The organism is Coprobacter fastidiosus (assembly GCF_982245605.1).
Map to the genome: position 1 here is coordinate 44,626 of NZ_CEVCIF010000007.1, position 15,353 is coordinate 59,978.

Consider the following 15,353-nt stretch of genomic DNA (forward strand, 5'->3'; position numbering starts at 1 on the left):
ACTTACCTATAATTTAATTATTAATCCTAAACATGTTCTATGATTTGCATAGTTAAGTTAAACAGCTAAAATACAGAACACGCCTTTTCTCTATTTCCAATTTCTGATACCCAAACAAAGGAGATCCCGTAAATCAACGGGTATCTCCCGTTTTTTTTCATCTATATGTTCCTCTATTTTACGGAACTATTACAGAACAACGTTTATCGCCGATTTTAACAATATATGAACCCGGTACAACTTTTATAGTCTCCGTATTTTCGGATGCTTTACGCACTGTAATTAAAGCTCCATTCAGAGAGAATATTTCAATCATATCATTATTTGCGACGTTCAATACTTTAATCAAGCCGTTTCCGGTAGTTACGATTTTGTCACTTACTGTATTTCCTTTTACTCCCGCAGGGACAGTAATGTGAACATTTGTTGTTTTAAACATATTTGCAGTACCCGTAAATTTAGGATAAGCCGCTGTTGCCATAACGCAATATACACTATCCAAAAGCGCCGTTCCGGTAAACGTAAATACTCCGTCTTGTTCTCTATAATCTACATCTTTTTGCAATGCCTCTCCCGAAGATTTCAACTTCCATGTATAGGTCGTGGTTTCTTCTTTGTCAGATACTCCGATAGCCTTCAATTCTGAAGAGAGATCGACTGTTTCTCCCGCAGTAATATCCTTAGGCAATACATACGGAGCTTGGGGTGCATAAGTAAGACGAGTGGCAGAAGACATGCCTTCGGTCTTTTTCGGAAGTGTGGAAATCGTTAATCGGTTATTCTTAACATCCATCATTGTCTTAGGTGCAACACCTTCACTCGGCATAACAATGCTTTCCAATTGATTGCTGTATATCCGACATGTTCCCAATGCATTGCAATTCGACAAATCGATGGTAGATAACTGATTGGTGCTCAAATCTAAGTTATACAAATCGGGGCAAGCTGTCAAATCTATCGAAGCAAGATTATTCCCTTTTGCCGTCAACCAGAATAATTTCGAACAATTTGTTACATCCAACTTCGACAAATTATTTTCTTCTGCATAGATATAATATAATTCTGCATTATTCGTAACATCCAATTTTTCGAGTTTATTTGTAGGTACTTTCAGAACACCTAACCGAGTAGCTGCAGTCACATCGAGTGCAGTCAGTTCCTGTTCATCAGCTCCAAAATAGAGAATATCGCTTCCGTAAACTTTTATTGTTCCCTTGGGTGTTCCCGTAATCGTTGTCGGTTTCATTGTTGCCTGTCCGAAAACAGTAAGCGAATCGTTTATCTCTACCGTTTCTACCGGTGCACCATCTCCCCAATCGATAAATATTTTATGCCCTGTGGCACAACCGACCATCAATTCAATAGCATCGGTTTTGGTAGTACTCAATGTAATTGTCGGATCTGAAACGACAGCCGAATATTCTGTTCTGTAAAGGTTCGAGGAAGTAAATTTAGGGAAAGCATTTGTTGCCATAACGCAATACACACTATCGGACAATGCTTTGTCGAACTTAAATATACCATCGCTTTCTATTGTATAATCTGTTCCGGCAACCAACTCGGCATTATCGCTTTTTTTACGCCATGTATAAGTCGTGGTTTCCTCTTGTGTAGAAAGTCCTTGCAATTTCAATTCTGAAGAAAGGTCAATAATTCCGCCCAACGCTATTTCTTTAGGAGACGGGTACGGATTTTGCGGATAATAAGTATAAGTTCTGGCTGTCGTAACAGGCAAAGTAGATAATTTAAAATAATTATCTTTCAATAAAACTTGTGTTAGATTGGCACTTGATGTCGGGAAAATTACCGAATTCGCAGCTGCGAATCTATTCCCTGACAACCGAAGATATTTTAAACTTTCACATGCCGAACAGTCAATCTCTGTCAAAAGATTATTCGTCAACGCTAATGTCGTCATTTTAGTATTCTTGCTTACATCGATCGTAGTAATCTTATTATCTGCAAGATTTACATTTACAAGACTAGGACATCCTGTCAACTTGATCTTAGCTATCGACATATCGGTTGCAACAATTTGCTCCAAATTAGGAGCATCTCCCAAAGTAAGGGTTTCGAGTTTATTATCGTCAAGATTCACATATTCCAATTGATTATTTTTAGATAAATCAATTGCCGTAATACTATTCTTATTAACTTTAATATATCCCAAATCTTTTGCACCTTTCACATCCAATTCAGTAACTTGCTGATCTGCATCAATAACAAAAAACTTGATATCATCTGCATAAATCTTTATTTCTCCACCATTTACAGGAGTTCCGGTAACAGTAGTAGGATAAATTGCTGCAGAAGAAGCTTTTGGATAAACCGTCGCTGAATCAGCAATTTCTACTGTTTCGACAAGTTTTCCATCTCCCCAATCAATATGGATCGTGTGAGCTGTTCGACAACCGAATTTCATTTCTATCACATCAGTCTTAGTCGTAGTCAATGTAATAGAAGGCGTAGTAGTTTCTGCATACATATGTACAATAGAAAAAAGACATAATAAAGCAGATAAGAGTAAACATCTTTTCATAAGCCTTAAGTTTTAGTTATTTAAGAATAAAATTAACACTATCAAAATCCTATTTAAAACCTTATAGTCCACAGATGTCTATATTAACGAACGTTTATTTGGATTGTGGAAGAAAGATATTGTGTTGGTGAGGAAAAGAGGATATTGTCCTGAAATGTAATTTCTTAAGTGCTAATAGAAAAAATGTCCTTGATAAAAAAAACGTCCAGATTAACGTTCAATTAATTGGACGATTCACCTTATATATAATAAAATATTAGCATAAAAATACGCTAACCCAGCATAAACATTCAAGCCTAACGGCTACAAATATAATAAATTTATTTCTTTTCTTATCAAAAACATATTTTTTTGTGTAATATATGCTATGCAGCAACTATTTTATCAAGAAAAATGATAAAATATACACCATTTATGCAGAATTATGTTTTCATTCTTTTACTACTACGAATTGAAAATTTATTTATTGACTCAAGATTATTAGTTAAAAAAACCGACTAAATTCTACTTAGATCAGTTTCGAGAGAAATCAACATGAATAGTCAATTCTCCTCTCGAGAAAAAAACATCAACACCATTACAGACTAAAAGAAAACGTAAAGATGACCTAATAATATTTTTTATTAGAAAATTCAGACAACTTTAAGAAAACAACACTACTCTTTATCTACAAATAAACAAAAAAAGAATCCCTATAAACTGAGAAGTTATAAGGATTCTTTATAAAATAGTATTGTTAATTACTTACTCAAAGCAGTAGCAACATCAACCGCACAAGCCACTGTACATCCTACCATCGGGTTGTTACCGATACCCAAGAAGCCCATCATTTCTACGTGAGCGGGAACTGATGAAGAACCGGCGAACTGAGCATCAGAGTGCATACGGCCCATTGTGTCCGTCATACCGTAAGATGCAGGACCGGCAGCCATATTATCAGGATGCAAGGTACGCCCCGTACCGCCACCTGAAGCAACAGAGAAATAAGGTTTGCCTGCCAATACACGTTCTTTTTTATATGTTCCGGCAACCGGATGTTGGAAACGGGTCGGGTTGGTAGAGTTACCTGTGATAGACACATCTACGCCTTCTTTCCACATAATAGCCACACCTTCGCGAACATCGTCAGCACCATAGCATTTTACTTTGGCACGAGGACCATCGGAATATGCAATTTCTTTAACCACCTTCAGCTCTCCGGTATAGTAATCGAACTGAGTCTGAACATAGGTAAATCCGTTGATACGAGAGATAATCTGTGCAGCATCTTTACCAAGCCCATTCAAAATACAACGTAAAGGTTCTTTACGTACTTTATCGGCCTTTGCAGCAATTTTGATAGCACCTTCAGCCGCAGCAAACGACTCGTGACCAGCCAAAAATGCGAAACATTTAGTTTCTTCACGCAATAACATTGCAGCCAAATTACCGTGTCCTATACCTACTTTACGATCATCGGCAACAGAACCGGGAATACAAAACGCCTGCAATCCTATGCCGATAGCCTCTGCTGCTTCTGCCGCATTCTTGCAACCTTTTTTCAAAGCGATAGCAGCGCCTACGACATAAGCCCATTTCGCATTTTCAAAACAAATAGGCTGAGTTTCCTCACACGTTTTATAAGGATCGAGACCATATGATTCGCAGATAGCATTTGCTTCTTCGATATCTTTAATTCCGTTTTCGTTCAATGCAGCAAGAATCTGTTTGATACGACGGTCTTGACTTTCAAATTTTACTTCTCTAATCATTATCTGTTCCTCCCTATATTATTCGTGACGTGGATCAATATGTTTAACTGCACCCTGTTCTTCAGTGAAACGTCCGTAAGTGCCGGTCACTTTTTTCAAAGCTTCATTGGCATCCGTACCTTTCTTAATCTCATCCATGAATTTTCCGAGGTGAACAAATTCATATCCGCAAATCTCATCGTTCTTATCGAGAGCGATAGTTTTAATATAACCTTCCGCCATTTCAAGATAACGAGGGCCTTTTGCCAAAGTACCATATAAAGTACCTACCTGACTACGCAAACCCTTACCGAGATCTTCTAACCCTGCACCGATCATCAAACCGCCTTCAGAGAAAGCTGACTGAGTGCGTCCGTAAACAATTTGCAAGAAAAGTTCACGCATAGCCGTATTGATAGCGTCACATACAAGGTCGGTATTCAATGCTTCCAAAATGGTTTTCCCGGGAAGAATTTCAGATGCCATAGCAGCTGAATGAGTCATGCCCGAACAACCGATAGTTTCTACCAGGGCTTCCTGAATTACACCGTCCTTTACATTCAAAGTCAGTTTGCACGCACCTTGTTGCGGAGCACACCACCCCACACCGTGAGTCAAGCCTGAAATATCAATCACTTCTTTGGCTTTCACCCATCTACCTTCTTCAGGTATAGGAGCCGGACCATGATTAGGTCCTTTCTTTACAACACACATGTGTTCTACTTCGTGTGAATAGATCATAATAATTCGCTCTTTTTATTTAATGAAAATTTAAAGCCTTTTATAAGCACCGCAAAGTTAGAACTTTTCCCGATTTTAACAACATATATATTTGAAGAAAAATCAGAGTAATTGGCATCAATCTATCATCATCAATCAAATTTAAGATAAATATTATTGAATAAACCCAATATTTTTATACATTTGTATTACATTCACATTACTATTCACACACTAACTACATCATGAAAAAATTAATTTCAGTTCTGTTAATTTTCATTCCCGAAATTTTATTTGCGGCAAACAAAGAATGGAAGTCGGGATATGTTGTCACCACCCAAAATGACACAATAAAAGGATATATCGCCTATCGGAAAAGCATGGAAGATCAAGAAAAATGCTTGTTTAAAAAAGACATGCGATCTCCAGAATTTAACTATACTCCGAACGAATTGATCTCATATCAATACGATGACGGACTATGTTTTCAAAGTAAAAATATAAAAACAGCTCATCTCAACGGAAAATATTTCGTAGAATGTTTATTGGAAGGAATTATCAATTTATATTGCGCACAAATAGATTATTCGAAAGAAATGAATAATCGAAAATCATTCGGGCCTATCGTCACAGCATTCTTAGCCGAAATCCCGAAAGAAGACAGTTGGGTTGAGATAATCTGTCCGGCTGATATTTTCAACGACCAACTGGAATCGAAACGAAACGACAAGAAATTGGCCAGCCTTTTTATAAATCAAATAGAGAAATTGAAAAACGATATACCTAAATCAAGTTATAACCAAGATAAGATGATCGCTCTGTTCAAAAAATATCATGACCTCGTATGTACAGACAAAGATTGTGTCATATATAAAGAACCCCATAAAAGACCTTCTCAATTTTTGACTTGTTTCACAAGTTTCGGATTTCAAAAAAGACGTACAACAGATCTGCTCGATCCAAAACAAGAAAATTTTCTCTGTCCCATGGCACATGTCGGAGTGACATATAGCCGCAGCCTTAATAAATTCACAGACAGGCTTCGATTAAATGTCGCACTTGGTCTGTTCTATCTGAATGCTAAAAAAAACACCTATTACGACAAAATATTTTATCATCCCGGATATGAATTCACAGATAATGAAGGAAACGTTACAGGACTAAAAACATATCACGATATAGAATACCATTACTTATTTCGTACTTTAGGGATATATAATCAAATCAGTGTAGAAGGCAGATTGATGGTGAAAAAGGAAATACAACCTCTACTCGAAATAGGATTTTATCAACAAGTATATATTCCGGTAAAAAATAAACTCGACATATCTGTTCGAGAGTTAGGACACAACATCAATCCGATGGAATATCCTCACTATATTGTCGGGATAATTGCTTCAGCCGGAATATCTATTAATAAAGGAAAGTATCAAATTCCCATAAAAATAAACACTTATCTCCCATTTACCGAAAGTATAGACAGACCGATGGAATTACGGACACAATTCAACCTTTCTATCGGATATACGTTCAGCATCGGAAAAAATAACCGATAAATTTCAATGGTATCTCATCATATCCATGATTAAAACGGTCGCATATCACTACAATGTGCAATCGATTTTATCTTTATTTTTTGTCAAATTGATAAAAGCTCTTTTTGCATTCTGAAAAAAATTGACGAAATTTGTATCGCTTTTGTAAGATTGACAGTAGTTTTAATTATTAACACAAATAAATTCTCAATTACAATGAAAAAAAGTGCTCTGCAAATAGCTCGTGCAGCTTATCAACCGAAGTTGCCTAAAGCGCTTAAAGGGTCTCTCAAAATCCAAGAAGGAGCTCCGACTCAGTCTGTAGCTGACCAAGATGCTATTGCGAAATTATTCCCCAATACTTACGGAATGCCGGTATTATCGTTCATAGAAAGCAATGAAGTAAAAAATTACCCGGCAATTAATGCAGGAGTTATACTTTCGGGTGGACAAGCTCCCGGAGGTCATAATGTAATTGCAGGACTTTTCGACGGATTAAAAGCGCTGAACAAAGACTCCCGTTTATACGGATTTTTATTAGGACCGGGAGGTCTAGTCGATCACAAGTATATCGAATTGACCCAAGATATTATCGATGAATATCGGAATACCGGTGGTTTCGACATTATCGGCTCAGGTCGTACAAAACTCGAGACAGAAGACCAATTCGACAAAGGGTTACAAATTATTAAAGAATTAAATATCAAAGCCCTCGTTATTATTGGAGGAGATGATTCTAATACCAATGCTTGCGTATTGGCAGAATACTACAAAAAAAACAATACGGGTGTACAGGTAATCGGTTGTCCCAAAACAATCGACGGAGACCTCAAAAACGAAATGATAGAAACATCTTTCGGATTCGACACGGCTTGTAAAGTTTATTCCGAAGTTATCGGAAATATCCAACGTGATTGCAACTCTGCAAAAAAATATTGGCACTTTATTAAATTGATGGGACGTTCGGCTTCTCATATTGCTTTGGAATGCGCATTACAGACCCAACCAAATATCTGTATCATCTCAGAAGAAGTAGAAGCCAAAAACATGTCATTAGACGATGTTGTGACATATATTGCAAAGATCGTTGCCGATCGTGCAGCACAAGGTAATAATTTCGGGACTGTTCTTATCCCTGAAGGATTGATCGAATTCATTCCGGCCATGAAAAGACTTATCGCCGAATTGAACGACTTCCTTGCACACAATAGCAATGAATTTGCTATGATTAAAAAATCAGAACAACGAAATTATATCATCAATCACCTCTCTTCCGAAAATTCGGCTATTTATGCAAGCCTTCCCGAAGGTGTCGCCCGTCAATTATCATTAGACCGCGATCCGCACGGAAACGTCCAAGTATCATTGATCGAAACTGAAAAATTACTTTCAGAAATGGTTAGCAAAAAATTGGCCGAATGGAAAGCTGAAGGCAAATATAACGGCAAATTCGCTGCTCAACATCATTTCTTCGGATACGAAGGTCGTTGCGCTGCTCCTTCTAACTTCGATGCCGACTACTGCTACTCATTAGGATACACAGCGGCAATGTTGATCGGTGAAGGTAAGACCGGATACATGTCTTCGGTACGTAATACTACAAAACCTGCAGATCAATGGATTGCAGGAGGTGTTCCTGTAACCATGATGATGAATATGGAACGCCGCCACGGAGAAATGAAACCGGTTATACAAAAAGCATTGGTAAAATTGGATGGTGCACCTTTTAAACATTTTGTAGCACAGCGCGAACAATGGGCTAAAGAGACTTGCTATGTTTATCCCGGACCGATCCAATACTTCGGACCGACAGAAGTTTGCGACCAACCGACAGAAACATTGAAATTGGAACAAGCCTAAAGATTATTATTCTTATATAAAAATGAGTCTCGTTTCTTTAATTGAAACGAGACTCGTTTTTTATATAAAAAAGCCTGTTATTCCATTTCTTTAAACAACCGGTCTGATCATAAAAAAATGCAGAGAATAAAAATATCCTCCGCATTTTTCTCAAAACATATTATACTTCCTTTATCTCTTAAACTGTGCCCTTACGAAATCAAGATATTCTGTTCCATAGCCATCACCGTAAGCCGGATCGGTAGGTTCTATCGCTGTATTGGTATTCCAATCGTTAAACGAATCGACAAACACGATAGGATGTCTGCCCAAATTACGTTTTGCCACATTACATAATGTTTTAAACGTATCTTTATTACGAACGACCAACGGGTATTGAGCATAATTCTGCAGATTCTCTACATACCAATTAAATGCAGGAGAAACTGTCGGAATAAATTCGTGCCCGAAGTTGCTGGACAAGAAACTCTGGAAATAAGCCCAGTTCTGGTCTATCAGTTGCGGGTACATTTGCGAACGGTTATAATTAGTCTGTTTATACATCGTTTCACAACACAATGCATCTACATTGCCCACAAAATAATATTGATAGCGTCCCGGAGGCGTAAAAGCTCCCTGACGGGCGACCAAGAACATATCATACCCTCTTTCTTCTTTCACATAAGCCCTCATATCGGCATATAGCTTCTTGCTATCTAAAGAATGGGTTTTATCTGCAGCAATAATAACAACCATAGGTTTCCCGTCAACCTTAAAATAATTAGGATCACTAAAATAATCGGCAATACGCTTAAAGATATCATTAAAACGCTGAAGCCGAGTCTGATACTTCAAAGGACGAGTAGAAACCACATCTTGCACCTCTTCAACACGCCCGCCCTCTTCGGCTTTCAATGCCGTCGGCTGATTATTAAAATTATTCATATTCACCGAAATCACGTACTTCAGTCCCTTTAAATCGACAAGAGCACCACAAGCCGGATCATTCGCCGCCTTTCCGGTTACATCACGACGTCCTGTCACCACATTAACGAATGCAGTATCTCCTAACACATTAGGATATTTACCCATCGAAGTATTGCAATTCGGTAAAATGAAAAAGTCCAGTCCCGCCTGTAATGCCCAATCTACTTGCTGCTGAGCTATAGCGATAAACTCCTCATTATTCGGGTTCATCGGATAAGGAGCATCTGTGGCTTTAGATCCTTCCTCCGGATAATTCACAGAAGACAACATCGGTATGACATTCGCTCCTAAAATAGAGTTAGCATAATCTAAAGGTTGTTTCAACCGTGCATATTTCTCTGCGTTAAGACCACCGCTACCCAAATTCATATAATAAGCTCCTAACTGTAGACCGGCAGGCGGCTCAACATCGGGAATTTCATAATTCAGAAAATAATCATCTATACTGGGTCCGTCATCCTTCGCACAAGAAGAAAACATCAATAATCCGGCACAGAGATACAATCCTATTTTACTATTTCGTTTCATTCTATATTGATTTTATGTGTTCTAACTTATACAAATATATATTACCAATAGGGCGTAAACTCAACTTGTTTAATCACCTTCATATCGATATACTTGCCAAATTCCGTAGTATCCTTGATTGCCGGAAACTCTTTCTTTACGCCTTCCAAGAAATGATCCCAATCTTTACCATACCATTTTTGCGCAAATTTAGAGCTGTATACAACTGTACCCCTTGCCCATTTTGCGTCTCCGGCTGCAGTATCGAATGTTTTTGCAAATTGCAATAAAGTGAAAAAGTTATCTCCCCAATGATAAATAGGCGATGATTGCGGCGAATTGGCTTGCAACAAATCGATAGCCTTATAATATTGCACCTTATTTTTAGTAAGTTCTTCTGTCGGATAAACCAATCGTTCCGGAATATAATCATAAGTCGTTTTCGAACCTTCCGGCAAATTATTAACAGAAGCATAGAAATAAGGAGGATAATTCATCACCCTTGTACGACGTTCCAAAGTCCACGCAGCATGGCCATTAAAGAAATCAGCTAAATAACGTTGCTTCCATATTTGCTCCAAGTGGTTTTCATCACCGCCTTCTCCATTAACTTCAACCTTGTAAATACCCTGATAATCATATATACCTTCTCCGTTCGTATTCCATTTCACACCATCTTGCTCATAATAATCGGAAGCGCCCGATACTCCCCATTGGTCGAACGACGCAATAATACCGGCTTTATAATAATCTTCAGCAGATTTTGCACCCAATCCATATTTAATTTTAGCTTCGGCAGCAAGAAAGTTGGCATCTGCCGCTGTCAAAATCGGATGAAATGCATCCATTTTAACAAGATCATAAGCAACTTTCGAATAAGTGTCTCTACTAACATTGGCACTTGAAAACGGGCTTGGAATTTTATTGACACCGTCATAAGTACCTACTTCCCACGCACCTGTCGTAACCGGAGAATACTCTTCACGAGGACAATACGGAACTTTGTAAGTAACAATCATAGAGTCCATCATCAATTCATGTCCCTCAATTACACTTTGACGGAACAATGTATCACGTACTTCAAAACGATCTTCAAAATCAAACGTTTTCTGACAATACGCTTCCAAACGCGGATCATTGAAAGACCTCAGCCAAATAAAGAAGTAGAGGTTGACATTCGGATAAGAATCGATATTATTCGGCTTTGTATCAAGTTCTTTCAAAAAACGAGTATAATACCAAGATACATCGACATCTTTCTGAGTTCCCCATTTCGGGCACATATTATCTTCTACTGTCGACATCAACAGATCTTCCCGTCCCATACTTGCCTGAATAGCCTGAAGCGAACGTTCAGGAATTGCACTCTGTGTATTCATTGCCACTTCAAGGCGCAACGTATTGGCAAATTTCAACCAACGAGTCATATCGCTCTTATTTCCAGAAGCATAATACACCGGATCCTTTTCAAAACCGTCCTTATTCAAATCGATCTTACTAATCGCATCATCGAGCATATTCAGCACTTCTGTATAAATCGAAGCTTCGGAATCATACCGGAACTCATTTAAATCGGCATTCAAAGCATCCTGCATAGGCATAGGACCGAAAGAAGAGGCCATGAAGTAATATACGTATGCTTTCCAGATTTGAGCGATCTGCACTCTATTTATAGCTTCAGGTATATCTTTTTCTCTATCAATACCGATCTGCAGATTCTTTAAAATATCGACATACATCTTAGTAAATGCACCGCTCGTGTTATCTTTATCGCTCGGACCTCTGAAAGTAAGGAACGAATAGCGAGAAAACCACATAAAGTAGTTATAATTCAACTCCGCCATACAATCAAGACTCTTGTAGATTGTCCCCGGAAACACATCCTGCAAGCGAACATTGTATATCTTATTAGGATTTGTATTAGCCTCCTCAAAGCGGTCTTCACAAGAAGTAACTCCCGTAAAAAACAAAAGTCCGGCTAATAAATACATTATTTTTTTCATATTCATCTCTATATTTTAGAAAGTTACTTTCAAGTCAAAACCATAAGTTGCAGTAGGCAATGGATAGCCTTGTTCAAAACCTTGACCATTCCCAGTTGTAGAAGTCGCTTCAGGATCGATTCCTTGTGGAGTATTTTGGAACAGAATAGCCAGGTTACGTCCGACTGCCGACAGTCTCAAACTCTGAAAAGGAGTTTTTCGCAAAAGCTTTTTCGGGAAGGTATATCCCAAAGCAACTTCACGCAATTTCACATAAGTCGCATCATAAGTGTTCATCTTGGCATTACGTCCGGATATATGACAAAACATTACGTCCGGCTTCACCCAGTCATTGACAACCGGCTGTCCGCCCAAACCTTCGATACTTGCTTCAAATACACGTCCGGGGAAATATACCCCTTTAGGACGAGCACCATCCATATACGGAACACGATTAGCTTGAGCATCAGCCGGGAAAGGAACATCCGTAGGTCTCAAATAACCGGCACGTTCCTGGTCACTCTCATCCAATACCCATTTAGAGAAAAAATATTCATCACGACCTTCCAAAGACTTTATACTGTTACCCATATTATTCGCTTTATAAGCAGTCTCAGAATAGAACAACCCACCTTTTTTAAAGTCAAATAAGAATGAGAAATCAAAACCTTTATATCTGAACTGATTCTTCCAACCTCCTAAAAAATCAGGTTCGACACATCCGATATATACATCTTTTTGTTCAAGAGGCTTACCAGAAACATCTGCAATAACATTGCCCGCAGCATCTCGTTGCCAATCTGTACCATACATCTGACCATAGGGTTTACCCACTTCAACATAACTGATACAGCCATCTGCTCCGGCAGCACGCACCTGATAACGATCTACCCCCGGAGTTAAAGAAACGACTTTCGAATTATTTTTCGACCAATTGAAAATTGTAGTCCATTCAAAATTTTTCGTTTTTACCGGAGTAATAGAAGCGGTTAACTCAGCTCCTCGGTTTTGAATCTCTCCGGCATTTACAAAACGTTCTTTATAGCCTGATGCAGAAGATACACTCGCCCGCATGATCTGATCTGTCGTACTTTTCCAATAATAAGTAAAATCGACAGAGATCCTATTGTTCCAAAAACGGAAATCGGCACCTACCTCATAAGACGTTGTCTGCTCGGGTTTCAAATTAGGATTTTTACGAATATTATCTGTCATATAATAAGGCATCCCCAAGTATGTACTCGAAAGATTCAAACCGTCATATAATGAATCGAACGGGGCATCATTACCAACCGTAGCGACAGATCCTCGTAATTTTCCGAATGTCAATATTTCTTTAGGAATATCAAAAGCCTGAGTCAATATAAAACTCAATCCCGTTGACCAATAGAAATAAGAATTATTTCCGGGAGACAAAGTAGAAGACCAGTCATTCCGCACTGTACCGTCTAAATAGACCATATCTTTATATCCGACATTGGCCATCGCAAATACAGAAACTTTCTCTTTACCATCATAGCTGTCGTTTCCGACCAAAATAGCTCCGTTATTTGCCAAACTCGGCATATCCGGTTGAGAAGTCGTTCCTACAGTCAAATTTGTACGCTCATTTCTCCGATTCTGCCATGAATAACCCAAGGATGCTGTCAGATTCCAGTCTTTCTTAAAACGTTTATTAAAGTTCAACATCGCCTCGATATTGTTATTCTGAGCCATTTGAGAGAACTCTTTGAACTGACCGTCCGTATCGAACTGGCTATACATATTGGTATATTCCCATCCTCTGGCAGTTTGCAAATCGGTAGCAATACGCAAACGGAAATTCAAATAATTCAAAATACGGTAATTCAATGTGATATTCCCCATAAACCAATGTTTCGTATCATGGTTCGGCAATTCATATAACAACCAGTACGGGTTAGTAAACCCACCATTCAAGTTATATGGTTTTCCTTCTCCGTCTTTCCAAGGAATCAATTCTCCGATCGAAGTATCACGAGGTAAATTTCCCAATATATATAGCGGATTGCGACTCGATGAATTACGATACCCACGATTATCCATGGCATCGTATGTATAGCTTGCATTGACATCGGCTGTCAAACGATCGGTCAATTTAGATTGTGTACGCAAATTGAACGAATGACGGGAACGTTCATTCCAATCTTTCACTACATCATTAGCTGTTAATACGGTATAAGAAAAACGTATCGAAGCTTTATCCGTTACCTTATCAAAAGACAAAGAATTTGTCCAGGCAATACCGGTTTTATAAAGATCCGAAATATTATTTTTATTCGGAGAGTAAGTACGAAGCTCTCCTCCACGTCCGATAATCGGGAAACCTAACATAGGTAAACCGTAGCTACGGTCACTGGCATCTTGAGATGTCAAGTTAAATATTCCCCAAGGCAAATTAGGATTATAGGTAGTATTTAATCCGTTCTTACCTGTCATATTCAATGCATTCTGATTAATTTCGGCATTCATACCGGAACCATAAATATTCTGATATGCCGGATATTGGTACAGACGACTCAACTGCACGTTAGAAGAGAATGAGACACCCCAGCCTGCACGAGCCTGAGCCTTTTTCGTCGTAATCAAAATAACACCGTTCGCACCGTCTGACCCGTACAAAGCCGATGCATTTGCACCTTTCAGAATTTCTATACTTTCTATATCATCCGGATTGATGTTGGCAGCAGCATTACCATAATCGAGTTCACCATTTTCTCCCATATCATTCATAATAGGGATACCATCGATCACATACAATGGTTGATTGTTTCCCGTAATAGAGTTATTACCACGTATAACTACACGAGTCGAACTACCTGGACCTCCTCCCGATATAATCTGAACCCCCGAAACCTTACCCTGTAACATATTCAACAAGTTCGCATCACGGGTCTGGGTCATTTCATCATCCATCTTTACGGTCTGACGTCCGTAAGTCAAAGATTTAGCATCACGACGAATACCCAAAGCCGTCACAACTGTTTCTTCCAACTCTTGAACTTTCGGTTTTAACGTGATTTTCAAGAAAGTCGTTTTAGAATTGACTGTAATGTTCTGCGGTACACATCCGATATATGTCACATTAATCGTGGCATTCTCAGGAATCTGTAACGTAAACTTTCCATCGATGTTAGTTGTTGTTGTCCGTTTCGATGACAAATCCCGTATCGTCGCACCAATCACAGGTTCTCCTTGCTCATCAAATACCGTACCTTCTAATTTACGGTTTTGTGCAGACAATGTCTGAAAAGAGGAAAGAATCAGTGCAAAGATCAGAGCAAAAAAACTCATTCGGAACGGACGTCTAACCGTCATCCGATCTTCACATTCTCTATTGTTTTCCATAATTATAAAATAAATTTAATAAATGTGTGTATATCTCCTCGCTAAAAAAATTTTAGCGTAACAAAGATCAAAAAGCATAAGTTCAACAGGAATTTTCTTAAAAATATCAGATATAACAAAATCTATTTTTCTTACAAAATCTGACTTC

8 protein-coding genes are annotated in these 15,353 nt (G+C 38.4%); 2 read left to right on the forward strand and 6 right to left on the reverse strand.

The genetic code is table 11. The annotated features are described in order from the left end of the window. Positions 1–178 precede the first annotated feature (178 nt). From AC0UMU_RS03240 to AC0UMU_RS03250, 3 genes are all read right to left on the reverse strand, one after another. Positions 179–2,539 (reverse strand): leucine-rich repeat domain-containing protein, encoded by a 2,361-nt coding sequence (locus AC0UMU_RS03240; protein WP_278715506.1) that lies wholly within the window; start codon positions 2,537–2,539, stop codon positions 179–181. Between the two features lie 740 nt (positions 2,540–3,279). Then, a complete protein-coding gene (locus AC0UMU_RS03245) occupies positions 3,280–4,290 on the reverse strand; it encodes a GGGtGRT protein (RefSeq protein WP_009317716.1) in 1,011 nt (336 codons plus the stop codon). 18 nt (positions 4,291–4,308) lie between these two features. Further along, positions 4,309–5,010, reverse strand: coding sequence for an iron-sulfur cluster assembly scaffold protein (locus tag AC0UMU_RS03250; protein WP_009317717.1), 702 nt, complete (start codon positions 5,008–5,010; stop codon positions 4,309–4,311). Between the two features lie 224 nt (positions 5,011–5,234). On the opposite strand from AC0UMU_RS03250, the gene AC0UMU_RS03255 reads away from it, so the two are divergent. Together AC0UMU_RS03255 and AC0UMU_RS03260 are read left to right on the forward strand one after the other, a co-directional pair. Continuing rightward, entirely contained in the window at positions 5,235–6,545 is a 1,311-nt protein-coding gene (locus AC0UMU_RS03255; protein WP_288641783.1) for a hypothetical protein, read from the forward strand. A gap of 195 nt (positions 6,546–6,740) precedes the next feature. Beyond that, a complete protein-coding gene (locus AC0UMU_RS03260; protein ID WP_009317720.1) occupies positions 6,741–8,384 on the forward strand; it encodes a diphosphate--fructose-6-phosphate 1-phosphotransferase in 1,644 nt (547 codons plus the stop codon). 171 nt (positions 8,385–8,555) lie between these two features. Here the strand turns inward: AC0UMU_RS03260 and AC0UMU_RS03265 are convergent, their stop codons facing one another. Genes AC0UMU_RS03265 through AC0UMU_RS03275 form a run of 3 tightly spaced genes read right to left on the reverse strand, consistent with a single transcriptional unit; the run spans position 8,556 to position 15,205 of the window. After that, complete coding sequence (locus tag AC0UMU_RS03265) at positions 8,556–9,878, reverse strand: glycoside hydrolase family 99-like domain-containing protein (protein ID WP_278716163.1); 1,323 nt, start codon at positions 9,876–9,878, stop codon at positions 8,556–8,558. Between the two features lie 41 nt (positions 9,879–9,919). Continuing rightward, entirely contained in the window at positions 9,920–11,860 is a 1,941-nt protein-coding gene (locus AC0UMU_RS03270; protein WP_288641779.1) for a SusD/RagB family nutrient-binding outer membrane lipoprotein, read from the reverse strand. 15 nt (positions 11,861–11,875) lie between these two features. Beyond that, positions 11,876–15,205: a SusC/RagA family TonB-linked outer membrane protein gene (locus AC0UMU_RS03275; RefSeq protein ID WP_288641776.1), complete on the reverse strand. Its 3,330-nt coding sequence runs from the start codon at positions 15,203–15,205 to the stop codon at positions 11,876–11,878. Between the last annotated feature and the right edge of the window lie 148 nt (positions 15,206–15,353).